This is a genomic window from Pantoea sp. FN0302, from assembly GCF_050113775.1.
In the GTDB taxonomy this organism is placed as follows: Bacteria; Pseudomonadota; Gammaproteobacteria; order Enterobacterales; family Enterobacteriaceae; genus Mixta; species Mixta alhagi.
Genome location: NZ_JBNJSM010000001.1, coordinates 526,006 through 551,497 on the forward strand (window position 1 = coordinate 526,006; position 25,492 = coordinate 551,497).

A 25,492-nucleotide genomic window follows, 5' to 3' on the forward strand; every position below is an offset into this window, starting at 1 on the left:
GTAAATTAGGAATTTTCTTTTACGTATTACCAATCCATGATTACCATTAATTCTTTTTTATCGCTGAATATATGGATTTGTAATGCGTCATGCTCGCCTTCTTCTACCGCTGATTCTGACCCTGGCTGCCTGTAGCAGCAAACCGACGCCGACCCCGCCGCAAAGCGGCAACCCTTTTCTGGGAGAAGGTGGATTTTTACTTAAGCCCGCACACGAAATTCATCCGTTAAGCGGTGATTTTGCCGGTAATCCGGAGACCGAACGCTTTATCGATAAAATGGTGCGGGAGCATGGTTTTAATCGCCAACAACTGCACGATGTGCTGGCGCAAACAAAACGCCTGGGCTGGGTGCTGCGCCTTATGGATCGCCAGGCGCCGACGCCCGGTTATCAGCCGCCTTCCGGGCCGAACGGCGCATGGATTCGTTACCGCAATAAATTCATTACGCCAGATAACGTACAGAACGGCGTGGTCTTCTGGAATCAGTATCAGGATGCGCTACAGCGCGCGCAGCGGGAATATGGCGTTCCGCCGGAAATCATTGTTGGCATTATTGGTGTGGAAACACGCTGGGGCCGCGTCATGGGTAAAACGCGCATTATCGATGCGCTGGCTACGCTTGCATTTGCCTATCCTCGTCGGGCGGAGTTTTTCAGCAGCGAACTGGAAACCTTTTTGCTGATGGCGCGTAAAGAACAGCAGGATCCGCTCGATCTGCGTGGTTCCTATGCGGGTGCGATGGGCTATGGGCAATTTATGCCCTCTTCTGAAAAACAGTATGCGGTCGATTTTAACGGCGACGGACATATCAACCTTTGGGATCCGGTTGATGCCATTGGCAGCGTAGCAAACTATTTCAAACAGCACGGCTGGCAGCCGGGTAAAACCGTTGCGGTACCGGCCAGCGGTCAGGCGCCGGGGCTGGAGAATGGCTTTAAGACCCGCTACAGCCTGTCCAGCCTGGCGGCAGCGGGACTGCGTCCACAAGCCGCTATTAACGGTAATCCGCAGGTGAGCCTGCTGCGTTTTGATATGGGGAAATCTTATCAGTACTGGTACGGCCTGCCGAACTTCTATGTGATCACCCGCTATAACCACAGTAATCACTATGCGATGGCGGTATGGCAACTGGGTGAAGCGGTAGGCCTGGCGCGCCAGTAAGGCGGAAAGCTTAAGTATCTTGCCTGCCGGACGAATTATTTCCCGGCAGGCGAGGGACATCGCGTCTGTTTTCTTTTTCCGCTCCTGCTGGAATTCTATAGGCTATATGACCTGGCGGCGGAGCATTCTGCTGGAGCTGGGAACAGTGATAAAACAATAGCGTTTAAGGAAGGGATTTTATGGATGGTTCATGTCTGTGTGGCAGCGTAGGGTTTAGATTAGTTGTCCCGCCAAAGGCATTTTATCGCTGTCACTGTTCACTCTGTCGCAAGCAAACGGGAGTTGGCTTTAATCTGGCCACGCTGGTTAAGCTGGAAAACTTTGCCTGGATAAAGGGTGAGGGCGCGATCAAAAGCTGGACAAAACCAGGCGGTTACCGCACCGATTTTTGTTCGGCGTGTGGCTCAACGGTTCCTAATGTCTTAAGGGGAATGCCTTACGTATGGATCCCTGTGGGCTTGCTGGATGAGGATGCAAATATTCCCTGCATCGCTGATTACTGCACGGATGATGCAAAGTCCTGGGATACAACCCGTTCAACGGTGAATCACAGCGGCCCGGTAGCGTCACTGGATGCTCTTTTACGGTTGCTTGAGGTATAGGCAGGAGAGGATGCGGCGTAACGCGTAGCACACCCGCGCTTTTCGCCGCTGACCGCCATTTATTGTTTAGTGCCCTGAAAACCAACCCGATATCAATAGAAGAGTTGCATCGCAACACGGCGTTGCGGGTTTAATCCTGATGCGACTTCCGCTGTGAGCAATTCTCTCAGACGGGGCTGAATGACCTTACCTTCGGCGATTTGAAAGCCAAGCGAGGCGTAAAAAGGAGCATTAAATGGCGCATAGCGATCGGTTGTCAGCGAGGCACCCGTTAAGCCACGCCGCTTCCCTTCTGAAAGCAGCGCATTCATTAATTGTCGGCCAATCCCCTGACGCTGCCAGATTGGATGGACATCAGCTTCGGCGATATGCAGCCAGTTATCAACAATAAAGGCACCGGCGAACCCGACCGGAATTTCTCCCGGAATAAAGGCAGCGAGCAGCAACCCTTCATGCAATAGCTTGCTGAATTCTTCCATACTGCCTGCGGCAGGCGATCCGGCAACGGCACCTTCGCTGCGTAACGTTTCAAACGATGCTAATTCAATAGCTTGTAGCGCGGCTAAGTGCTCAGCTCGCGCAGATCCGATCAATATATTCATGACATGAGGGCAGCCTGGCATCCTGTGATATCACTATCTGGCACAGCCGGATAGCCCGTTGCAGTTTGTGGTTTCGTTACAGATCCCGGTGAATAAAATAGTGTCAGGCCCATGGTTGTTCTCGCATTAGTTAGTGATTTTTCACAGACTGCGGCAAGTATCATTTATGCCTCTTCCTGTACTGATTTTAAAACTTGTTTCTCCTTGTTCCCACTGGCATTATCCTTAACAGGTCTGAACAAGACGCTAATCACAACCTATTGATTTTAAATGACTCGGGGTGCCCTTCTTTGTGAAGGCTGAGAAATACCCGTATTACCTGATCTGGATAATGCCAGCGTAGGGAAGTCAGATGCCTGGTCGGCATTGCTTCCTGAACGTCGGCCAGGAGCATTATGAAACAGCCTGATCTGCCTGATAACGCGCTTGTTGCGCACACACTCTCCCTGTTCCGCCAGCGCGCGCCGCTGATCCACTGCATGACTAACGATGTGGTGCAATCCTTTACTGCTAACGTCTTGCTGGCGCTGCACGCCTCGCCCGCGATGGTTATCGATGCCGAAGAAGCCGCGCAGTTTAGCGCTATCGCCGATGCGCTGCTGATTAATGTCGGGACGCTGACCCAGTCGCGTGCCGCAGCCATGCTGGCAGCAGTCAACGCCGCTAACGCAGCCGACACGCCCTGGACGCTCGATCCAGTAGCAGTAGGGGCGCTGCGCTTGCGTAGCGAATTCTGCCAGCAACTGCTGACGCTGCGGCCCGCAGCGATTCGTGGCAACGCCTCTGAAATTCTCGCGCTGGCGCTACAGCAGGGCGGCGGACGCGGCGTGGATACGCAGCACTCGACGGAATCAGCGCTTTCTGCTGCCCAGCAGCTGGCCCGGCGCTATGCCACCATCGTTGCCATTACCGGCGAGGTGGATTACGTCACCGATGGCGAGCGCACGCTGTGCATTCCAGGCGGCTCATCGCTGATGACGCGCGTGGTTGGCACCGGCTGCGCGCTTTCGGCGGTGGTGGCTGGCTTTGCGGCGTTGCCGGGCGATCGGCTGCTGCATGTTGCCAGCGCCTGCCGGATTATCTCCTGCGTCGGCGCTCAGGCAGCAGCTTCAACAAGCGGGCCGGGCAGTTTTATCCCGGCCTTTCTTGACGGACTCTGGAACCTGAATGAGGAGGCGCTGGCATGATCCGCATCAACGCATTAACCATTGCCGGTACCGATCCCAGCGGCGGCGCAGGTATCCAGGCCGATCTGAAAACCTTTTCTGCGTTGGGCGCTTATGGCACCAGCGTAATCACGGCGCTGGTAGCGCAAAATACTTGCGGCGTGCAGTCGGTTTACCGTATCGAACCTGACTTTGTCGCCGCACAGCTGGATTCAGTATTAAGCGATGTGCGTATTGATAGCGCCAAAATCGGCATGCTGGCGGAGAGTGATATTGTCGAAGCGGTAGCAGAAAGGCTTCGCCACGCCGCAATTCCCTGGGTAGTGCTGGATACGGTGATGCTGGCGAAAAGCGGCGATGCGCTGTTGTCGCCGCAGGCGGTCGAGACATTGCGCCAGCAGTTGTTGCCGCAGGTGTCGTTGATTACGCCTAACCTGCCAGAGGCGGCGGCGCTGCTGGAAACGCATCACGCGCGTAATGAGGCGGAAATGAAGCAGCAGGGCAGAGCGCTGCTGGCGCTGGGCTGCGAGGCGGTGCTGATCAAGGGCGGGCACCTCAGCGATGCCGAAAGCCCGGACTGGCTGTTTACCCGTGAAGGCGAGCAACGTTTTACTGCGCCGCGCATCGCCACGCGTAATACGCACGGTACCGGCTGTACGCTCTCTTCGGCGCTGGCTGCCCTACGCCCGCGTCATAATGACTGGGCCACTACGATTGCAGCGGCTAAAAGCTGGCTACAGGGCGCGCTGGAACAGGCTGATACGCTACAGGTAGGAAAGGGCATCGGGCCTGTGCACCATTTTTATCGCTGGTGGTAGGCGTAACGTAAAATTTACCCGCGAATATTTCTGAAAAATGGAGTCAGCAGTTTGCGTTAGTGAGGGAAACGAGGTCAGTCTGTGCCGGGTCGTCGGGCGGTGGGAACCCTGCCCGATCAGTCAAGCCTCGCCTCAACCTTACAGGAGCAAACATGACGGACATCGTACAGTTATTGGGCAAAGAAGCAGACAGCCTTTTGCAACATCGCTGCATGACCATTCCAGCGGAAAGCCTTTACCTTCCGGGCGCGGATTATATCGATCGGGTGATGATTGATAACAATCGTCCTCCTGCGGTGCTGCGCAATATGCAGACGTTGTACAATTCCGGGCGATTGGCGGGCACCGGCTATCTTTCTATTCTGCCGGTCGATCAGGGCGTGGAGCACTCCGCCGGTGCCTCTTTTGCCGCCAATCCGCGCTATTTCGATCCGAAAAACATTGTTGAGCTGGCTATTGAGGCGGGCTGTAACTGCGTGGCCTCAACCTATGGCGTGCTGGCATCGGTATCGCGCCGCTATGCGCATAAAATCCCGTTTATGGTAAAGCTGAACCATAACGAAACCCTGAGCTATCCGGCACAGTATGATCAAACCCTCTACGCCAGCGTTGAGCAGGCGTTTAATCTGGGCGCGGTAGCGGTGGGCGCCACTATTTATTTTGGCTCTGAACAGTCTCGCCGTCAGATTGAAGAGGTTTCCGCCGCCTTTGAGCGTGCACATGAGCTGGGAATGGTAACCGTGCTTTGGGCCTATCTGCGCAATAACGCCTTTAAAAAAGAGGGCGTGGATTATCACGTTAGCGCCGACCTTTCCGGTCAGGCCAACCATCTCGCCGCCACCATTGGTGCAGATATCGTAAAACAGAAAATGGCGGAGAATAACGGCGGCTACAATATGGTGAAATTTGGTCACACCGATGAACGCGTTTACAGCAAACTCACCAGTGAAAACCCGATTGATCTGGTGCGCTATCAGCTGGCTAACTGCTATATGGGCCGTGCCGGGTTGATTAACTCAGGCGGCGCATCGGCGGGCGAGACCGATATCGCTGAATCGATTCGTACAGCGGTGATCAATAAACGCGCAGGCGGCATGGGCCTGATTCTGGGCCGCAAGGCGTTTAAGAAATCGATGAAGGATGGCGTGGCGTTAATCAATGCCGTGCAGGATGTCTATTTAGCTAACGACATTACTGTCGCCTGATTGCTGGCCGGGCGGCCTGGAGCCGCCCGGCCAGCCGTTAAACCTGCTCAAACCATTCGCTGTTCTGCTCGGCGATAGGCGTAATAGAGAAAATCATCTCCTGCAGATGTCGACGCATTGCCTGTTCAGCGCCGTCGGCATCTTTATTGCGCAACGTGCTGAGGATCTCCTCATGCTGTTCAATCAGACTCTCCGGCGGCGAAACTTTGCTGAGCGTTAGAAAGCGCACGCGGTCCATGGTGGCTTTGATATTTTCTACCGTCTCCCACGCCAGCTCACAGTGAATACTTTGTGCAATCAGCAGATGAAATTCATCGTCCAGCATTAAAAAAGCCTGTACGTCATGGCGCTGCGCCGCCATTTTTTGCAGCTGAAGGTTATGTTCCAATGCCATTAACGCTGCGGGCGCCGCTTCCATTGCTGCCCGACGCACCACGGCAATCTCTACCGCTTCGCGAATAAAGCGGCCATCTGCCACGCGCTGAGCGGAAATTTTACGGACAAAGGTGCCGCGCTGCGGCAGGATTTGTACCAGTCCAGCCTCCGCCAGTTTGATAAAGGCTTCCCGCACCGGCTGACGTGACACGTTAAAACGTGAAGAGACCTCTTTTTCTGACAGCAGTGAACCAGGGTGAATGACGCAGGTGACAATATCCTGACGCAAAAAGCGATAAATCTGCTGGTTAACCGGCTCGTTAGCGGTAATGGTGTAGGCTATTGACATACGACAACTTTCCTGGACAGCTGGACGCGAAAGCCTTCAGTCTAAACAGCCCGTTAGCTCCGCGCCAGCCCTTTTGTCAAAGGAACAATTAATAGCTTGCGATAAGCTGCTTAACCGTTTCTTTCGCCCCGGATTTCAGTAGTTGCTGATAAAAATCCAGCACCCGCGTGGTGAACTGCTCATTAGCCGGCAAGTCGTCGCCAAATACTTTCTGTAGCGAGAGCAGGGCAGCAATACGCGCTTCGCCTTCAGCACTTTCACTGACGCGCTGTGCCAGCGTCTCTTTTAACGGATCGTTAATTTCAATCGCATTGCCCTGTTCATCAACGCCGCCGACATAGCGGATCCAGCCCGCCACGCCCAGCGCCAGCAGATCGAAACGGCTGTTATGCGCCAGATGCCAGCGGATGCTGTCAAGCCAGCGCTGCGGCAGCTTTTGCGTACCGTCAGAGGCGATTTGCCAGGTGCGATGCTTGATGGCGCGGTTTTGATAGCGCGCAATCAGCGAATCGGCGTAGGCGACCAGGTCCACATTTTGGGTACGCAGGGTTGGGGCCTGTTCCGCCAGCATCAGCGTGCGGGCGGCACGCAGGAAATTTTCATCTTCCATACAGTCGCTGATGTGTTGATAGCCTGCCAGGTAGCCGAGATAAGCCAGAAAGGAGTGGCTGCCGTTAAGCATACGCAGCTTCATCTCCTCGAACGGCAGCACATCCTCTACCAGTTCTGCGCCAGCCTTTTCCCAGGCAGGGCGACCATTAACGAAATTATCTTCAATCACCCACTGGAAAAAGGGTTCGCACTGCACGGCAACCGGATCGTAGCAGCCCAGCTTTTCGCCCAGCGTATCCAGCGCTTCCTGGGTCATTGCCGGAACAATGCGATCCACCATGGTAGAGGGAAAGGTCAGATGATGACGAATATAGTCTGCCAGTCCGGCATCCTGTTTCTCTGCCAGCTGTAACACCACATTGCGCGTGACATGACCGTTTTCCGGCATATTATCGCAAGACATCACGCTGAAAGGCGGCAGATCGCGTTCGCGGCGGCGCTTCACGGCAGCCAGAATCACGCCGGGCAGCGACTGGGGCGCATCGGGGTGGGCGATATCGTGCTGGATAACGGGATGCTCAAGGTTAAGCTGGCCGGTGGCGGGATGGTGGCAGTAGCCTTTTTCGGTCACGGTCATTGAGACGATAGCGATATCTGGCTGACACATCGCCTCAATCACCGCGTCGATTCCATCGGTACGCGCATTTACGGCAGCGGTAATCACTCCTACCGCACGTGATGTTTTACCGCTGTCCGCCATCTCCGTCACGGTGTACAGATGATCCTGCTGACGCAGCGATTCCACCAGCGTGCCGGTGCTGTGGAGATTGATCTCGCACTCGATATAACCCCAGTCGCTCTGCTGCTCCCGCGCCAGCCGGTCAGCGCATACTGCCTGATGGGCGCGATGAAAAGCGCCAAAACCGATATGCAGAATGCGTGCGCGCAGCCGGGAACGATCGTAATCGGGAACCAAAACATCGTCTGCCAGTGTCTCAACGGATAGCATGAGAAAATCCTTCTTACTTAACGTAAAAGGCGCGCCATGCGCGCCGGAAGTGGTTATACAGAAACAGGTTTGTTGGTGGCTTTCGGGCTTTTGATCACAAACAGCACCAGCATCGCGCCTAACGCGGCAATCACGCCCGCCAGCACAAAGGCGCTGTCAAATTTGCCGGTATGCTGCACAATAAAACCGGTAACGATCGGGCCGATAATCCCGGACAGGCTGCCAATCAGATGGATAAAGCCGCTAATGCCGCCGACACGGCTTTTATGCACTACATCCTGAATAATCGCCCAGTAGATCGCGCCGGTGATATACAGGAAGAAGATAGAGACCGACATCAGCAATACCGCAGAAGTTACCCCTTCTACCGTACCGGCCAGCGCCACACAAAGGGCAGCGGCGAGTAACGAGACCACCAGCACAATTTTTCGCGACAGCAGCAGACGACCGGTGATGTTGAAAATCTTATCGGAGATCCAGCCGCCCAGCGCCAGACCGACAAAACCCACAATCCAGGGGATAACGGTGGTCATGCTCATCGATTTGATGTCCAGGTTGTGCGCCTGCACCAGATAAGCCGGGAACCAGCTCAGGAAGAAGAACAAAATGTAGTTGTAGCAAAAGAAGGCGAAGGCGGTAACCAGGATAATCGGCTGACGCAGATAGTAGCCCAGTCCGTGCGCTGCCTGATCCAGCTCCGGCTCGTCGCCCGGCTGTGCCTCTTTGAGTTTATCGATTAATGCGTGTTCCTCGGCGGAAACACGTTTACTGCGCGCCGGATTATCCGCAGCAATGAAAAACCACACCACCATCCAGACGATGCCAATCGAACAGATAATGATAAACGCCGGTCGCCAGCCGAACGCCAGCGCCAGATAGCCGATAATCGGTCCGGCTACTGCGCCGCCCAGCGGCGAACCGGCGCTCAGAAAGCCCATCGCGGTGGCCGCCTGTTTTTTCGGGAACCAGCCGTTAATTGCCTTGTTGGCGGAGGCGCAGATCGGGCCTTCTGCCATACCGAACAGCACGCGCAGGATCAGCATCGACCAAAAGCCGGTCGCAATGGCGGTCAGGCCACAGAACAGCGACCACATGCCAACAGCGATGCCCAGCACCAGCGTCGGGCCATATTTATCGGTGGCGAGGCCGCCAATAAAGTTAAACAGGGCATAACCGAAAAAGAAGCTGCCGAAAATCATGCCGAACTGCTCGGCGTTCAGCATCAAATCTTTTTCAATCATCGGTACGGTGAGGGAAAGCGCTACGCGATCGAGGTAATTGATCATGTAGACCAGAAACAGCAGAAGTACTATGGTCCAACGTAAATTCTTGAACATGGTATCTCCGTAATCGTTTGATAATTATAATAATTTACGGGAGGGCGACAGCGTCGCCCAACCCCTGGCTTATTCAACAGATAAAATAACTTTGCAGCAGGTACGCGGATCTTTTTCAAACAGGGTCATGGCTTGTTCAACCTCGGCAAGCGGGAAATAGTGCGTAACCAGCTTCTCTGGCTGGATAGCGCCGCGCTCAATCCATTCAATGACCTGCGGGAAACGATGGCTGTTTAAGCGCGAGGTAAACAGCGACAGTTCTTTACTGGTCAGGCTTTGCTGCGTTAGCGTGCAGGGTTCGGCAGAGAAACCAAGCAGGCCGATACGTGCCGCCGGTGAGGCCAGCGCCGCCGCTTCCGCCAGAATCGATGGATGGCAGGCGGCGTCAATAATCAGCGTCGGCTGTACGCCTTCCAGCTGGGCCGCCAGCGGCACCTCGCTGTTATTAAAGACCACATCCGCGCCGCTTTGTTGCGCTAACGCCAGCCGCTCCGGCAGACGATCCACCACCAGCACCTGCCGCACGCCATACACGCCTTTTAACACCTGGATCGCCGTCAGGCCCATTGGACCCGCGCCATAGACCAGCGCAACGTCCTGCGCGGTGGGCTGCAAAAAGGCGGTGATATTGGCGGCAATGGTAAAGGGCTCAATCAGGCTGGCCAGCTTATCGGGAATGGCATCCGGCACGCGGTAAGCATTGCGGGCTGGCGCAACGGCATATTCGCTAAAGCCGCCGTCGCGATGCACGCCAATCACCTGTAGCTCACGGCAGACGTTCGGGCGGCCCACCGAGCAGGGATAGCAGTGGCCGCAGCTCACTACCGGATCGACCGCCACGCGTTCGCCGATGCGAGCGGCATCAACGCCTGCGCCGACGGCGTCGATCACGCCAAAAAATTCATGACCGATAACGCGCGGATAGCGCGCAAAAGGGTTATGGCCGTGCCAGATATGCACATCTGAACCGCAAATGCTGGCGTAGCGCACTTTTACCCGTACTTCGCCTGCGGCTGGTTCCGGTAATGCGCGCTGTTGTAGCTGCAGTTCGCCGGGTTGTTGGATAACCACGCTTTTCATCATCATTTCCTTACCAGTTCCACAGGGTGCCGTCTTCAAGGCGGGCGACCGGCAAATAGGCGGGCTCATAGGGATATTTCGCTGCCAGCTTTTCATCAAACTCAATGCCCAGGCCTGGCTTATCGCCCGGATGCATATAGCCGTTATCGAAGGTCCAGCTGTGCGGGAAGACTTCCAGCATCTGCTCGGAGTAACCCATATATTCCTGTACGCCAAAGTTCGGTACCCAGAGATCGAAATGCAGCGCCGCAGCCATGCAGATCGGCGACAGATCGGACGGGCCGTGCGATCCGGTGCGAACCTGATACAGCGAGGCAAAATCAGCGATGCGGCGCATGCCGGTGATGCCGCCCGCATGGGTAATGGTGGTGCGGATATAGTCGATCAGCTGCTCTTCAATCAGCTGTTTGCAATCCCAGATGCTGTTAAATACTTCGCCCACGGCAATTGGCGTAACGGTATGCTGGCGGATCAGGCGGAAGCACTCCTGGTTTTCTGCCGGAGTAGGATCTTCCATCCAGAACAGTCGGTAATCTTCGATGCGCTTGCCAAAGCGTGCCGCTTCGATCGGCGTCAGGCGATGGTGCATGTCATGCAGCAGGTGCTCATCGAAGCCAAAGCGTTCACGCACGGCAGCGAACAGTTTTGGCGTAAAATCGAGATACTTTTCGCTCGACCAGAGCTGCTCTTCCGGCCAGTCGCCTTTAGTGGCGGGTTCATAGGCCATGCCTTTGCCTTTTGCCATGCCGTAGGTGGTTTTCATGCCCGGCACGCCGCACTGCACGCGAATCGCCTTAAAGCCCATCTCTTTATGACGCGCATAGTCATCCAGCACTTCATCAATACTGTGGCCGGTGGTGTGGCAGTAGACCATAACGCCGGTACGCGATGCGCCGCCCAGCAGCTGATAGAGCGGCATGTTGGCGGCTTTGGCTTTGATATCCCACAGCGCCATATCAACGGCGGAAATCGCGGACATCGTGACCGGGCCGCGTCGCCAGTAGGCGCCTTTATAAAAGAACTGCCAGATATCTTCGATTTGATGCGCGTCGCGGCCAATCAGCTGCGGACAGATATGATCTTTCAGATAGGAAGCGACCGGCAGCTCGCGTCCGTTGAGCGTGGCATCGCCAATGCCAGTGATCCCTTGATCGGTGGTAATTTTCAGCGTGACAAAATTCCTGCCCGGGCAGGTAACAAAGACTTCAGCGTTAACGATTTTCATTCTTCTGACCTTGATAGCGACTTCGGATGAACGAAATCTAAGCGCTGTTGTACTACCATACAAGTAGAGATGGGCAGGAGTTCGATCGCGATCACACTGTTTCGCGCTGTCAGGTTGTGTTGTAAAGAATATGTTTAACCCACCGTCTAACAGGCCAGAAACAAGGGCATCGGGTATGATTGGAAGCAGCGAAGAGAGAGGGTAACTGCCTGGTAGCTAAAACATTTTAGCCGCAGGCAGAAAAGTTATGTCAGGCGATAAGTTCACATTGCGGCGGTAAACGGCAAGTCAGCGCTCCGGCGATGACCTCAATATGAAACTCAGTGCCGCTGAGTGGCTCGCCGTCGAGGTTAAAAGTCATCTCGTTGGGTGAAGAGATCTTCAGCCACGGCAGCGAAGCGGAAATGATATTCGGATTCTGTTCATCGCTGGTTAAAGAGTGCAGCAGCGTGGAAAGCAGCTCTTGTGAATTGACGATACTCAGATCCAGTAAGCCATCGTTAATAAATGCCCGTGGACAAAGACGCTGGCCGCCGCCTGCCTGGCGTCCATTGCCGACGCCGATCGCCAGCGCATCGCCATTCCAGGAGAAATCGGGACCGCTGATGGCGCAGCTGTCCGCCTTTAACGCATCCATGCGCATCAAACCATGAATAAAATAGGAGACGCCGCCCAAAGCAGATTTCAGCTTTTCCGGCGTTTCGGTGGTGATACGCGTGCCGAAACCGCCAGTGGCCATGTTAATGAAATAGCGATCCTGATTAACGCGCGCCAGATCGATATTGACGGTTTCTCCCGCAATCGCCAGCCGCAGCGCGGCCTCGGGATCTTCAGGGATACCGGCGCTGGTCGCGAAGTCATTGGCGGTGCCCAACGGTAAAATCCCTAAAACCGGCCGGGAAGAGGATGCAATCTTGATCAGGCTGTTCGCCAGTTCATTAATGGTGCCGTCGCCGCCGCCCGCCACCACGGTCGTGGCATGCAGGGCAATAGCTTCCTGCAGATAACGCTCGCTGTCGCCTGTTTCCCAGGTTACGCGCACTTCAATAGGATAACCTTCAGCGCGTAGCGTAGCGATCGCCGTACGCAGCGCCTCGTTTCCCGCCCCTTTTCCATTCAGGATCACCAGTGTCAAAGCCTGTTTTTCCATGCTATTTCCCTTGGCAGCAAATATTGTAGTAAGAGTGACATCAAAACAACGCACCTGCGCAGGGGCCTGAATCCTCCATGCGTTGAGTCGCTCACTCATCTTTGTCAGACTGTTTTTATAGCACAGAAGCGGGAAAAAGCTGTGCGTACGGGGGGGCTTTAAGAGCAACACGCAAAGAAAAACCCGCGCGGGGGAGCCGGGCGGGCGAATGAGGTGGTTCCTGGTATAGACTGCCGTTTCTTTTTGCTCGTTTTAGCAAGCGCGATGTTATCGACAAACCGCGCCGGCTAATGTGATCAAATTCTAAAAACTGTTATGGCGGATCATTAATTTGCGCTGGAGGCGTTCGCCTCCGCGTGCGGATTACGCGTAGTGGTGCCGTTAAGATTGCGCATCAGCAGAGCAAAGTTCAAATCTACCTCCTCCGGTACCGGCAGCCAGACCATATGGCCATTGCCCGGTGCAACCTCAGCCGACTGACCTTTACTGTTTTCCAGCGCCGTCAGCGTAAAGTGCAGGTTACCGGCGGGGGTCATCAGCTCCAGGCTGTCGCCCACGGAGAACTTATTTTTCACGTCAACCTGCGCCAGCGCGCCGCGTCGTTCGCCGGTAAACTCGCCGACAAACTGCTGACGCTCAGAGATCGAATAGCCATAATCGTAGTTTTGATAGCTGTCATGGGTATGGCGGCGCAGGAAACCTTCGGTGTAACCGCGATGCGCCAGGCCTTCCAGCGTAGTGAGCAGCGAGGGATCGAACGGCTTGCCAGCAGCAGCGTCGTCGATAGCGCGACGATAAACCTGGGCGGTACGGGCGCAGTAGTAAAATGATTTGGTGCGTCCTTCGATCTTCAGCGAGTGCACACCCATCCGCGTCAGGCGCTCCACGTGCGCCACGGCACGCAGATCTTTGGAATTCATGATATAGGTGCCGTGCTCATCTTCGAACGCGGTCATATATTCGCCGGGCCGCATCGCCTCTTCAATCATAAACACTTTATCGGTCGGCTGACCGGCACCGAGCGTCGGGGTGACATCCTGCACCGGAATCGGCTCATACTGATGTACAATATTGCCGATCTCATCCTCTTTGCCTTCCTGAACCTTGTACTCCCAGCGGCAGGCGTTGGTGCAGGTGCCCTGGTTGGGGTCGCGCTTGTTGATATAACCAGAAAGCAGGCAGCGCCCGGAATAGGCCATGCAAAGCGCACCATGCACAAAGATCTCCAGCTCCATTTCCGGCACCTGCTGGCGGATCTCTTCAATCTCTTCCAGCGACAGCTCGCGGGACAAAATAACGCGCGACAGCCCCATCTGTTGCCAGAATTTCACCGTCGCCCAGTTAACCGCGTTGGCCTGAACCGACAGATGGATCGGCATCGCGGGGAACGCATCGCGCACCATCATGATCAGGCCGGGATCGGACATAATCAGCGCGTCCGGCTGCATATCAATCACCGGCTGGAGATCGCGGATAAAGGTTTTCAGCTTGGCGTTATGCGGGGCGATGTTCACAACCACATAAAATTTTTTACCCAGCGCGTGCGCTTCCTGAATACCCAGCGCCAGATTGTGATGGTTAAATTCGTTGTTGCGCACCCGCAGGCTGTAGCGTGGCTGACCGGCATACACGGCGTCTGCGCCATAGGCAAAGGCGTAGCGCATATTTTTCAGCGTACCGGCCGGAGAAAGGAGTTCCGGTTTAAACATAATATTCTCAGTCTGATGTCAGGTCAGATATTGCTGACGGGCACAGCAAAAATTGATGGCCCGTTAAAAGGTGAGAAATTCTAAGCGGCTGAAGCAGCGATGTAAATTGCGCTAGATCAAGCGACACGCATCCGCCTCCCAGCGGTAGCCCATGCCGTAGACGGCGCGAATAAAGGGCTGATCGGCGTCCAGCGCCTCCAGCTTGCGGCGCAGGTTTTTGATATGGCTGTCGATGGTACGATCGGTGACCACGCGATAATCGTCATAAAGGTGGTTTAACAGCTGCTCGCGCGAAAAGACTTTACCCGGTTCCTGCGCCAGCGTTTTCAGCAGACGAAACTCGGCGGGCGTCAGATCGAGCGCTTTTCCCGCCCAGCTGGCCTGAAAACGCGCTTCATTTACCAGCAGCGGCGACGGCGGTGCGGTATCTTCCAGGCTGCGCTGACAGCGACGCAGAATCGTTTTTACGCGCGCCACCACTTCACGCGGGCTGAAGGGCTTACAGATATAATCATCCGCGCCAATCTCCAGCCCCAGCAGGCGATCGATCTCTTCGATTTTTGCGGTAACCATTACAACCGGCAGATCGGAAAAGCGGCGTAGCTCACGACAGACGGAAAGGCCATCCAGCCCGGGCAGCATCAAATCCAGCAGGATCAGGTCCGGCGGCGTTTGTTTTACAAAAGCAAGAACCTCGTCGCCACGTGCCAGATGATGGGTGCGGTAGCTGGCCGCCTGCAGATAGTCGATCATCAGCTGAGCGATCTTTGGTTCATCTTCCACAATCAGGATAAGGGGCATGTTAAATTCGGTCATGGCTGGCTATTCAGGATTTATCGTGCGGCAATTCTACCCTGATTTGCAGTCCACCTAAATCAGAGTGATCCGCCGACATCGTACCGCCATGCGCTTCGACAATATTGCGGCAGATCGCCAGACCCAGCCCTGAGCCGCCGCTGGCGCGATTGCGGGAGCCTTCGGTGCGGTAAAAACGCTCAAATATTTGTTCCCGTTGCGCGTCAGCAACGCCCGGCGCGGAATCATCAATCAGCAGCTGCCAGCGATCCGTTGTGCTTTGCAGCGTCATTTTTACCGTTCCTCCCGCATCGGTGTAACGCAGGCTGTTTTCCAGCAGATTGGTAAACAGCTGGATCAGCCGATCGGGGTCGCCAAAAAAGGGTGCCTGCTCCACCAGCGACAGTTGCAGCCTTAAAGCATGACTGGCGTAGCGGGCATAGAAGTTACCGGCGACCAGCTCCAGCAACGCCGCCAGGTCGGTTGAGCTTTTGCGATAGGCAAGGGCGCCTTCATCCGACAGTGACAGCTGATGGAGATCGTCGACCAGCTTGGTGAGCGTGGCGACCTCCATCAGCAGCGAAGTGACCGCTTCAGGCGTCAGTTTACGCACGCCATCCTGCATCGCCTCCAGCTCGCCGCGCAGGATCGCCAGCGGCGTACGCAGCTCGTGGGAAATATCTGCCATAAAGGCGCGCCGCATGCTTTCGTTTTTTTCCAGAGAGCTGGCAAGACGGTTAAAATCCTGCGCCAGTCGCCCCAGCTCATCCTGACTGCTTACCGCCACCCGACTGGTAAAATGACCTGCTGCCAGCTGGTGGGTGCCAGCAACCAGCCGCCTGACCGGAGCCAGCAGCCCACGCGACATCAGCCAGGTCACCGCCGCCGCCAGCAGCGTTGAGAGTCCAACAATCAGCCAGCTGGTTCGCCGCTGCTGCTGATCGAAATTAATATCGGCGCTGCGCGTCAGGCGCTCCGGCGGCGATCCGATTACCCAGCCGACAACATGCCCGCTGTCGGTATTAATGGCGCGGCGGATCCCCTCCTGCGGCACCGGTGAGCGCGGGCCGATCAGCACATGATAGCGCTGGTCGATAATCCAGAACTGGGTGCGCCAGCCATGCGGCGGCAGATGATTACTGGTATCTGGATTCTGCTCCAGCGAGCGCAGAATAGAGAACACCAGCCGGTTATTGTTGCGCAAAAAATCCCAGTTGCCGTGCTGCTGATACTGATCTGCCAGCGCCTCGCTCAGCAGCGTCAGCCGCTGTTCATTGCCGCGCTTGATGTAATCGATAAAGCCGTGCTCAAAACTCAGGCGGACGCCCCAGTGCATGGTGATCAGCACCAGCATGCAGGTAGAAAAAATAGCGCAAAACAGCTTCGCGCTGATGCCAAAACGCAATTTACCCATTAACGCGACGATCTCCCGCGGCCCAGCGCCGCATTCTTACTTGATGCTTTTGGTACGCGCCAGAAAACCAGCGCTGGCAGCGCGATCACCAGCGCCACGCAAATCCAGGTATAGATAAAGGTTTCATGGGCCATTTCGCTGTCGATAGCGGCGTGATGACCAAAAGCGCCCAACAGCAGGCCAGCAATGGTGACGCCAATACTCATCGCCAGCTGCATAATCATCGACAGCAGGCTGTTGCCGCTGGAGGCGAGATTATCTGGCAGCTCTTTTAACGTCAGCGTATTCATTGAGGAGAAGCGAATAGCATTTACCATCCCCTGGAAAAACAGCACGATCGGCAGCGCCCAGATCCAGCCCATCAGCGCCACCAGCGGAAACAGCAATACCACGCCCGCCAGCGCCAGGGTGGAGCCTACCAGCACATTACGGTAGCCAAAGCGGTTAACGATCTGCACCACGATGCGCTTCATGCCCATATTGCCCAGCACCATCGGGATCATCATCAGACCTGCATGAAACGGACTGTAGCCCATGCCAAGCTGCAAAAACAGCGGGGTAAGAAATGGCAACATCCCACTGCCGATACGTCCGGTCAGGCTGCCCAGCAGGCCGATTGAGTAGGTGCGGTTGTCGAACAGCGTCAGGCTGAACAGCGCGTTATCATTAGCCCGCGCATGCATCAGATAGAACAGCAGCGAGAAGACGCCCGCCAGAATCAACAGCCCCAGCGCCAGCGGCGAATTGCCGGATCCGTGTTGCCCGTCCAGCGCCAGCGTCAATGTCGCCATGCCCGCCGCCAGCAGCAGAAAACCGGAAAAGTCGAAGCGGCGCGTCTGCATAGAGTAGTTAGGCATCAGCATAATGGTCGCCAGCGCCCCCAGAATCCCCACCGGCAGGTTAATCAGGAAAATCCAGTGCCAGCTGGCATACTCCACCAGCACGCCGCCCAGCGCCGGGCCAACCAGTGGGCCAATCTGCCCCGGCAGCGTGACAAAGGTCATGGCCGCCATATATTGCTCACGCGGCACGATTTTCATTACCGTCAGGCGGCCCACCGGCACCAGCATCGCGCCGCCGAAGCCCTGCAACACGCGGGCCAGCACCAGCTGATTCAGGGTTCCCGCCAGCGCACAAAACAGCGAACCGAGGCTAAACAGCACGATAGCGGCAAAAAAGATGTTGCGCACGCCAAAGCGGTCCGCCAGCCAGCCGCTGAGCGGCAGCGTTACCGCCACCGTCAGCACATAGGAAACCACCACCGAATGCATCTGGAGCGGATCGACCCCTAAATCGCGCGCCATTGTGGGCAGGGCGGTATTCACAATGGTGGTATCCAGCGTCTGCATAAAAAAGCCAATGGCAACGATCCACAGCTGCCAGCGTACCGATGCAGATTGTGCATTCTTCATAGTTCGCCCCGGTTATGTCTTAAGCCTGGCGGCCGGTTAACCGGCGACCGCCAGCGGTTTTTTCTGTCGCCGCAGCTTGTCCATATAGAGATAAACCACCGGCGTGGTATAGAGCGTTAACAGCTGGCTCATTACCAGCCCGCCAACAATGGTAATGCCGAGCGGCTGACGCAGCTCCGCGCCGTCGCCGCTGGTCAGTACCAGCGGCAGCGCGCCCAGCAGGGCGGCCAGCGTGGTCATCACTATCGGACGAAAGCGCAGCAGTGACGCCTGGAAGATTGCTTCGCGTGCGCTCATGCTGCTGTTGCGCTGCGCCTCCAGCGCAAAGTCCACCATCATGATGGCATTCTTCTTTACGATGCCAATCAGCAGCATAATGCCGATCAGCGCAATCAGGCTAAAGGGCGCGCCGAAAAGCTCCAGCGCCAGCAGCGCGCCAACGCCCGCCGAGGGCAGCGTAGAGAGAATGGTCAGCGGATGCACATAGCTCTCATACAGGATGCCCAGCACAATATAGACGGTAGCGATCGCCGCAAGGATCAGCCACAGCTGGCTGTTCTGCGTCTCTTTAAACACCTGTGCGGTACCGGCAAAGCTGCCGCGCACGCTGGAAGGCACGCCCAGCGCGGTAATGGTGCGCTCAATCGCCTCTGACGCCTGCGACAGCGAAACGCCTTCCGGCAGGTTAAAGGCGATGGTAGACGCTGCCGACAGTCCCTGATGATTCACCGAGAGCGGCGCATTGGCGGGTTGCCAGCGGGCAAACCACGACAGCGGAATGGGCTTGCCGTCGCTGTTGATCAAAAACATCTGATCCAGCGCACTGATATCCTGGGTATAGCGCGGATCCACTTCCATGACCACTTTGTACTGATTAAGCGGCTGATAAATGGTGGAGATCTGGCGCTGCCCAAAAGCGTTGTTCAGCAGGGCGTTAGCGTCGGAAACATCAATGCCCAGCCGCGCCATGCTTTGCCGATCGTAAGTCAGCGCCATTTCTGCGCCTTTGTCCTGCTGGTCGGAACTCACGTCCGCCAGCTCCGGCAGCTTGCTGAACGCCGCACGAATTTTCGGCTCCCAGTTGCGCAGGTCGCTTAAATTATCTGACAGCAGCGTGTATTGATAGCTGGCGTTGGCCTCTCGTCCGCCAACGCGAATATCCTGCACCGGCATCAGAAACAGGCTGGCACCCGGCTCCTTCGCCAGCTTGACGCGTAGCCGGGCAATCACCTGTTGGGCGCTTTCAGTACGCTCGGAGAGCGGCTTCAGTGAGATAAACATCGAGCCGCTGTTGGTGCGCGAACCGCCGGTAAAACCGGTTACGTTATCCACCGCCGGATCCTGACGAATGATCTGCATAAATTCCGCCAGCTTGCCGCGCATTGCCTGGAAAGAGATACTCTGATCGGCAGAGATAAAGCCCATCAGGCGGCCAGTGTCCTGTTCAGGGAAAAAGGTTTTTGGAATGGTGATATAGAGATATACCGTCAGACCGATGGTGGCCAGCAGCAGCAGCAACGTCCAGCGCGCCCGCTCCAGCACCCAGTGCAGTGAGCGGCCATAGCCGCGTTGCAGGCCCAGCAGCAGGCGGTTAAAACCTCGGGTGCGTGGCTGGCTGCCAGCCCGTTTCGCCTTCAACAGCCAGGCGCACATCATCGGCGTCAGGGTGATAGAAATCACCAGCGAGATCATAATCGCTACCGACAGGGTGACGGCAAATTCGCGGAACAGCCGTCCCACCAGCCCGCCCATCAGCAGTAGCGGAATAAATACCGCCACCAGCGAGATGCTCATCGACAGTACGGTAAAGCCCACTTCGCGTACGCCTTGCAGCGCCGCCTGCAAGGGTTTCATTCCCGCTTCGATATGGCGGGAAATATTCTCCAGCACTACGATAGCGTCATCTACTACAAAACCGGTGGCAATGGTGAGCGCCATCAGCGACAGGTTGTTGAGACTGAATCCGCACAGGTACATAGCGGCAAAGGTGCCAATCAGCGAGACCGGCACCGCCACCGCCGGAATCAGGGTCGCGCGACCAGAGCGCAGGAACAGAAACACCACCAGAATCACCAGCGCCACGGCAATCACCAGCGATTGTTCTACCTCTTCCAGCGAGGCGCGAATGGTCGGTGAGCGATCCTGTGCCACCGCCAGATTAATGGCGGCGGGAATAATTTCATGCAGCTCCGGCAGCTCGGCGCGAATGCGGTCAACGGTCTGGATCACGTTGGCGTCAGCGGTTTTGCGGATCACCAACAGCACCGCCGGTTTAGCGTTGGTCATCCCGGCGTTGCGCACATCCTGCACCGAGTCGGTAACCGTGGCGACATCCGCCAGGCGCACCGCTGCGCCATTGTTGTAATGCACCACCAGCGGCTGATATTCCGCTGCGGTTTTCAGCTCATCATTGGTTCTGAGCTGCCAGCGCTCTCCAGTGTTTTCCACCGCCCCCTGCGGACGGCGCACATTGGCGTTGGCGATCGCCTGGCGCACCGCATCCAGCGAAACGCCTTGATTAAACAACGCCTGTGGATTCAGCTGTACCCGCACCGCTGGCAGCGAGCTGCCGCCAACGGTCACGTCGCCAACCCCTTCAATCTGCGCCAGCTTTTGCGCCAGCTGCGTCGAGGCGTAGTCATACATCTGACCGGGCGTCCAGTCATCGGAGGTCAGCGTCATAATCATGATCGGCGCATCGGACGGGTTCGCCTTGCGCCAGCTGGGACGGGCTGGCATCCCGCTGGGCAACAGACTTTGCGCGGCGTTGATCGCCGCCTGCACATCACGCGCCGCGCCGTTAATATCGCGATCGTAGTCAAACACCATAATGATGCGCGTACTGCCCAGCGAACTGGTGGAGGTCATTTCACTGACGCCAGCAATGCGCCCCAGCGAACGCTCCAGCGGCGTCGCTACCGATGACGCCATGGTTTCCGGCGACGCGCCCGGCAGCGAAGCGCTAATCATAATCACCGGGAAATCAACCTGCGGCAGCGGCGACACCGGCAGCAGGCGAAAGCCAAGTATGCCGACCAGCGCAATCGCCAGCGTTAACAGCGTGGTGGCGACCGGTCGGTAGATAAACAGCGCAAAAAACTTCACGACTGCGCCTCCCCGCGCTGCAAACGGCGACGCGTATAGTGCGCCAGGCGATCGAACAGCAGGTAAATCACCGGCGTGGTGAACAGCGTCAACACCTGGCTGAGGATCAGCCCGCCGACCATGGCAATGCCGAGCGGACGACGCAGTTCAGCGCCGACGCCGGTGCTCAGCATCAGCGGCAACGCGCCCAGCAGCGCCGCCAGCGTGGTCATCAGTATGGGACGAAAGCGCAGCAAACAGGCCTGATAGATGGCGTCATAGGGCGTTTTACCCTGTTCGCGCTCGGCGGCAAGCGCGAAATCGATCATCATGATGGCGTTTTTCTTCACGATACCGATCAGCAGAATAATGCCGATGATGGCAATAATATCCAGCTCGTGACCGCTCAACAGCAGCGCCAGCAGCGCGCCTACACCGGCGGTGGGCAGGGTAGAGAGGATGGTGATAGGATGGATAAAGCTCTCATACAGCACGCCAAGCACGATATACATCGCCACGATGGCGGCCACAATCAGCCATACCGTGCTGCCCAGCGCCGCCTGAAACGCCAGCGTGCTGCCCTGAAAGCGGGTCATGATTTCCGACGGCATCGCCAGATCTTTTTCCGCCGCGCTAATCGCCTGTACCGCTTCGCCCAGCGAATAACCGCTGTTGAGGTTGAACGAGAAGGTGGTTGACGGGAACTGATCGAGGTGGTTAATCGTCAGCGCGCCATGCTGCTGCTCAACCCGGGCAATGGTGCTGAGCGGCACCGTGCCGCCGTCGCTGGTAGCGATGCGGATAGCCTCCAGCGCCTGCAGCCCAGGCGCGTTTTGCGTATCCTGCTCCAGCACCACGCGATACTGATTGGCCTGGGTGTAAATGGTGGAAATCAGCCGCTGGCCGAACGCGTTATACAGCGCATTATCAATATCGCTCATGCTGATGCCGAGGCGGCTGGCGCTGTCGCGGTCGACTTTAACATACGCCTCCAGCCCCTGATCCTGCCAGTCGCTGCTGACATCCTTCAGCTGCGGCAGCGTACGCAGGCGCGCCAACAGCTGCGGCACCCACTGGCTTAACGACGCCAGCGAGCCGGTTTGCAGCGTAAACTGATACTGCGTGCGGCTCAGCTGGGTATCGATAGTTAAATCCTGCACCGGCTGCAGCCACAGCGTGACGCCCGGCACGCGCGCTACCGCGCTTTGCAGACGCTCAATCACCGCCGGAATACGATCGTCACGCTCATCCAGCGGCTTCAGGTTAATCTGGACGCGTGCGCTGTTCAGTGCCGGATTGGTGCCATCAACGCCGACGAATGAGGTGACGCTCTGCACCGCCGGATCGCGCTCAATAATCGAGGCGACATCGCGCGTGCGCTGCGCCATGCTGCTGTAAGAGACGCTTTGCGGTGCCTGCAGCGTACCCTGAATAATGCCGTTATCCTGTAGCGGGAAGAAGCCTTTGGGTATGAACATCCACAGCAGCAGCGTCAGGACCAGCGTACCCAACGCCACGCCCAGCGTGAGCCACGGATGGTTTAACACGCGGGTCAGCAAGCGACCATAAACGGCGATAATACGTTCGAACATCGCTTCGCTGGCGCGGGAAAAGCGGTTCTGACGGCGCAGCGATTCCGCATTTAGCATACGTGCGCACATCATCGGCGTGAGCGTCAGCGAGACAATAGCGGAAATCAATATTGCCACCGCCAGCGTAACGGCAAACTCGCGGAACAGACGTCCGACGATATCGCCCATAAACAGCAGCGGGATCAGCACAGCAATCAGTGAGAAGGTGAGGGAGATAATGGTAAAGCCAATCTCACCAGCCCCTTTCAGCGTGGCGGCCAGTGGCTTTTCCCCCTGCTCGATATAGCGGGATATGTTCTCGATCACCACTATCGCATCGTCCACCACAAAACCAGTGGCGATGGTGAGCGCCATCAGCGTCAGGTTATTCACTGAGAAGCCGAGCAGCCAGAGCACCGCAAAGGTGCCGATCAATGATAGCGGCACCGCTACCGCCGGAATAATGGTGGCGGGGACGTTGCGCAGAAACAGGTAAATAATCATCACCACCAGCGCCAGCGCCAGCAGCAGCTCCAGCTGCACATCATGCACCGAGGCGCGGATATTGGTGGTACGGTCGGAAAGTAATTTTACTTCGACCGATTTCGGCAGCGAGGCGGTCAGTTCAGGCAGCAGGCTACGAATATTGTCGGCGGTCGCGATGATATTCGCTCCCGGCTGGCGCTGAACGTTAAGCACAATCGCCTGCTGCCGGTTGGCCCATGCGCCGAGCCAGCTGTTTTCCGCACCCTGTTCAACGGTAGCGACATCGCCCAGCCGCACCGGCGCGTTATTGCTGTAGGTGATAATCAGCTGACGATAATCTTCCGCCGACTGCATCTGGTCGTTGGCCGACAAGGTAATTGAGCGCTCTGGTCCGTCAAGGCTGCCTTTCGCTGAGTTAACGTTGGCGTTGGCGATAGCGGTACGTACCGTTTCGCTGTCAAGACCGAGTGCCGCCAGCGCCTGCGCATTCATTTTTACACGCACTGCCGGACGCTGCCCGCCCGACAGCGTAACCAGCCCCACGCCGCTAACCTGGGAGATTTTCTGGGCGATACGGGTTTCCACCATATCCTGCACCTGCGTCATCGGCATGCTGGTGGTGGTCACCGCCAGTGTCATAATCGGCGGATCGGCGGGGTTGACCTTACTGTAAACCGGCGGATTGGGTAAATCATCCGGCAGCAGGTTGGTGGCGGAGTTAATTGCCGCCTGCACTTCCTGCTCAGCGACATCCAGCGGCAGCGTAAGCTGAAACTGTAAAGTCACAACCGAAGCACCACCGGAACTCTGCGACGACATCTGCTGCAGCCCGGACATCTGTCCGAACTGACGCTCCAGCGGCGCGGTAATGGCGGAGGTGACCACATCGGGGCTGGCGCCAGGATAAAGCGTGACCACCTGAATGGTGGGGTAATCCACTTCCGGGAGCGCGGAAACCGGCAAAAAGCGATAGCCCAGAATACCGGCCAGCAGAATAGCGACCATTAACAGCGTGGTGGCGACCGGTCGCAGAATAAAGTGGCGCGATGGGCCGCCGGTGGCATTAGGAGGTAAAACCTGCATCAAGCGCGATCTCCTTTTGCGCGCGCGGGCTGAGTGGCTTTATCGCTGGCCAGCGGCGTTGTTTGCGGCGCTACCACCTCTACTTTTGCCCCTTCCGTCAGGCGATCCAGCCCGTCGGTGACCACCCGTTCGCCAGCATCCAGCCCGGCGCTGATAACCACTTTTTCGCTATCCTGTAGCCCTGGCTTGACGCTTTTCTTACTCACCTGGTTCTCGCTGTTGATGACCCAGACGAAATTGCCTTCGCTGCCCATCTGCAACGCGGCAACGGGAATTACCACTGCGTCATGCAGCGTATTGACCTTCAGGCGCGCATTCACAAACTGATTGGGAAACAGACGGTCATCCTCGTTGCTGAAACGGGCCTTCAGCTTGATGGTACCGGTGGTGGTATCAATCTGGTTATCCAGACTAAGCAGCTCGCCCTGCGTCAGCATGGTGCTGTTACTGCGATCCCAGGCCTCTACAATCAGCGGCTGGCCCGCTTTCTGCGCCTGTAAAATTGGCTGAATGTTATTTTCCGGCAGGGTGAACAGCACATCGATCGGGTGCGTTTGCGTCAGCACCACCAGCCCGGTGCTGTCACCGCTGGTGATATAGTTGCCGACATCGACCTGCTTCAGGCCGACGCGACCGGCAATCGGCGCGGTAATGCGGCTGTAGGTGAGATTAAGTTCGGCGCTGGCGACGCTGCCTTCGTCCGCCTTGATGGTGCCCTGGGTTTCACTGACCAGCGACCGCTGGGTATCCAGCTCCTGCTGAGAGACCAGGCTGCTCTTCGCCAGTTTTTGATAGCGCGCCAGATCGCGCTGGGCGTTAGCCAGCGTTGCCTTATCACGCGCCAGCTGTCCCTGCGCCTGTGCCAGCGCCACCTGATAAGGACGTGGATCGATCTCCGCCAGCAGCTGACCCGCCTCGACCTGTTGCCCTTCCTGAAAATGAATCGCCATCAGCTGGCCGTCAACGCGGCTGCGCACCGTCACCGTATTGGCGGCGGTGACGGTGCCCAGACCAGAAAAGTATTGCGGTACGCTTTGCGTCTGCGCGGTGGCGGCCTGTACCGGCGCCAGCGGCATGTTACGCCTGCCGTTTTTGCCGCGCGGCTGCTGTTGGGAGGCGTTTGTGGTGCTGCCGCCATCACCTTTAGGCCATAAAAAATAACCGGCAACGGCGACCAGCGCGACAAGGATCAATAACAGAATTTTTTTAGATATAGAGCGTGAGGCATTCATTGCTGTTTATTGCTCTCCGGCAGTGTAATCAATAGTTCCAGGCGGGACAGTCAGGCTATTCCCGCAAAGTTAAC

Annotated in this window: 19 protein-coding genes and 1 riboswitch; of the genes, 5 read left to right on the forward strand and 14 right to left on the reverse strand. The window is 56.8% G+C overall.

The annotated features are described in order from the left end of the window. Nucleotides 1-82 precede the first annotated feature (82 nt). Nucleotides 83-1,162, forward strand: a complete 1,080-nt coding sequence (mltB, locus tag ACQE32_RS02400; protein WP_426971998.1) for a lytic murein transglycosylase B — start codon at nucleotides 83-85, stop codon at nucleotides 1,160-1,162. Nucleotides 1,163-1,341: 179 nt separating this feature from the next. Beyond that, nucleotides 1,342-1,764: a GFA family protein gene (locus ACQE32_RS02405; RefSeq protein ID WP_426980775.1), complete on the forward strand. Its 423-nt coding sequence runs from the start codon at nucleotides 1,342-1,344 to the stop codon at nucleotides 1,762-1,764. A 92-nt stretch (nucleotides 1,765-1,856) separates the two neighbouring features. Here the strand turns inward: ACQE32_RS02405 and ACQE32_RS02410 are convergent, their stop codons facing one another. Further along, complete coding sequence (locus ACQE32_RS02410; protein WP_427021275.1) at nucleotides 1,857-2,366, reverse strand: GNAT family N-acetyltransferase; 510 nt, start codon at nucleotides 2,364-2,366, stop codon at nucleotides 1,857-1,859. A 266-nt stretch (nucleotides 2,367-2,632) separates the two neighbouring features. Beyond that, nucleotides 2,633-2,729, forward strand: a riboswitch (TPP riboswitch). 32 nt (nucleotides 2,730-2,761) lie between these two features. Here ACQE32_RS02410 and thiM point away from each other — a divergent pair. The 3 genes from thiM to fbaB all read left to right on the forward strand — a co-directional run bounded on the left by thiM (nucleotide 2,762) and on the right by fbaB (nucleotide 5,555). Beyond that, nucleotides 2,762-3,553, forward strand: a complete 792-nt coding sequence (gene thiM, locus ACQE32_RS02415) for a hydroxyethylthiazole kinase (protein ID WP_426972002.1) — start codon at nucleotides 2,762-2,764, stop codon at nucleotides 3,551-3,553. After that, on the forward strand, nucleotides 3,550-4,350 hold the full coding sequence (gene thiD, locus ACQE32_RS02420; protein ID WP_426972003.1) for a bifunctional hydroxymethylpyrimidine kinase/phosphomethylpyrimidine kinase: 801 nt from the start codon (nucleotides 3,550-3,552) through the stop codon (nucleotides 4,348-4,350). The genes thiM and thiD overlap by 4 nt, the downstream gene beginning before the upstream one ends. Before the next feature lie 152 nt (nucleotides 4,351-4,502). Further along, the gene (gene fbaB / locus ACQE32_RS02425; protein WP_427021276.1) at nucleotides 4,503-5,555 is read left to right on the forward strand and encodes a class I fructose-bisphosphate aldolase; all 1,053 of its coding nucleotides are present in this window, start codon (nucleotides 4,503-4,505) and stop codon (nucleotides 5,553-5,555) included. 37 nt (nucleotides 5,556-5,592) lie between these two features. Here fbaB and ACQE32_RS02430 read toward each other — a convergent pair whose 3' ends face one another. The 13 genes from ACQE32_RS02430 to ACQE32_RS02490 all read right to left on the reverse strand — a co-directional run bounded on the left by ACQE32_RS02430 (nucleotide 5,593) and on the right by ACQE32_RS02490 (nucleotide 25,418). Further along, entirely contained in the window at nucleotides 5,593-6,279 is a 687-nt protein-coding gene (locus ACQE32_RS02430; RefSeq protein ID WP_085071150.1) for a GntR family transcriptional regulator, read from the reverse strand. Between the two features lie 88 nt (nucleotides 6,280-6,367). Next, nucleotides 6,368-7,840 (reverse strand): mannitol dehydrogenase family protein, encoded by a 1,473-nt coding sequence (locus ACQE32_RS02435; RefSeq protein ID WP_426980780.1) that lies wholly within the window; start codon nucleotides 7,838-7,840, stop codon nucleotides 6,368-6,370. A gap of 53 nt (nucleotides 7,841-7,893) precedes the next feature. After that, nucleotides 7,894-9,177, reverse strand: coding sequence for an MFS transporter (locus tag ACQE32_RS02440; RefSeq protein ID WP_426972005.1), 1,284 nt, complete (start codon nucleotides 9,175-9,177; stop codon nucleotides 7,894-7,896). A 69-nt stretch (nucleotides 9,178-9,246) separates the two neighbouring features. Continuing rightward, nucleotides 9,247-10,257: a Zn-dependent oxidoreductase gene (locus ACQE32_RS02445; RefSeq protein ID WP_426980931.1), complete on the reverse strand. Its 1,011-nt coding sequence runs from the start codon at nucleotides 10,255-10,257 to the stop codon at nucleotides 9,247-9,249. A 10-nt stretch (nucleotides 10,258-10,267) separates the two neighbouring features. Next, entirely contained in the window at nucleotides 10,268-11,482 is a 1,215-nt protein-coding gene (gene manD / locus ACQE32_RS02450) for a D-mannonate dehydratase ManD (protein ID WP_426972006.1), read from the reverse strand. Between the two features lie 250 nt (nucleotides 11,483-11,732). Then, nucleotides 11,733-12,632 (reverse strand): lipid kinase YegS, encoded by a 900-nt coding sequence (gene yegS, locus ACQE32_RS02455; RefSeq protein ID WP_426980781.1) that lies wholly within the window; start codon nucleotides 12,630-12,632, stop codon nucleotides 11,733-11,735. 326 nt (nucleotides 12,633-12,958) lie between these two features. Continuing rightward, on the reverse strand, nucleotides 12,959-14,341 hold the full coding sequence (gene yegQ / locus ACQE32_RS02460) for a tRNA 5-hydroxyuridine modification protein YegQ (RefSeq protein WP_427021277.1): 1,383 nt from the start codon (nucleotides 14,339-14,341) through the stop codon (nucleotides 12,959-12,961). 111 nt (nucleotides 14,342-14,452) lie between these two features. Then, nucleotides 14,453-15,157 carry a two-component system response regulator BaeR gene (gene baeR, locus ACQE32_RS02465; protein ID WP_427021278.1) on the reverse strand — a complete coding sequence of 235 codons (705 nt, stop codon included), beginning with the start codon at nucleotides 15,155-15,157 and terminating at the stop codon, nucleotides 14,453-14,455. Between the two features lie 10 nt (nucleotides 15,158-15,167). Continuing rightward, entirely contained in the window at nucleotides 15,168-16,550 is a 1,383-nt protein-coding gene (gene baeS / locus ACQE32_RS02470) for a two-component system sensor histidine kinase BaeS (protein WP_426972011.1), read from the reverse strand. Next, a complete protein-coding gene (gene mdtD / locus ACQE32_RS02475) occupies nucleotides 16,550-17,962 on the reverse strand; it encodes a multidrug transporter subunit MdtD (protein WP_427021279.1) in 1,413 nt (470 codons plus the stop codon). The genes baeS and mdtD overlap by 1 nt, the downstream gene beginning before the upstream one ends. Nucleotides 17,963-17,998: 36 nt before the next feature. After that, nucleotides 17,999-21,067, reverse strand: a complete 3,069-nt coding sequence (gene mdtC, locus ACQE32_RS02480) for a multidrug efflux RND transporter permease subunit MdtC (protein ID WP_427021280.1) — start codon at nucleotides 21,065-21,067, stop codon at nucleotides 17,999-18,001. Continuing rightward, nucleotides 21,064-24,186, reverse strand: a complete 3,123-nt coding sequence (locus tag ACQE32_RS02485; RefSeq protein ID WP_426972015.1) for an MdtB/MuxB family multidrug efflux RND transporter permease subunit — start codon at nucleotides 24,184-24,186, stop codon at nucleotides 21,064-21,066. The genes mdtC and ACQE32_RS02485 overlap by 4 nt, the downstream gene beginning before the upstream one ends. Further along, nucleotides 24,186-25,418 (reverse strand): MdtA/MuxA family multidrug efflux RND transporter periplasmic adaptor subunit, encoded by a 1,233-nt coding sequence (locus ACQE32_RS02490; protein WP_427021281.1) that lies wholly within the window; start codon nucleotides 25,416-25,418, stop codon nucleotides 24,186-24,188. Before ACQE32_RS02490 ends, ACQE32_RS02485 begins: the two co-directional genes overlap by 1 nt. Between the last annotated feature and the right edge of the window lie 74 nt (nucleotides 25,419-25,492).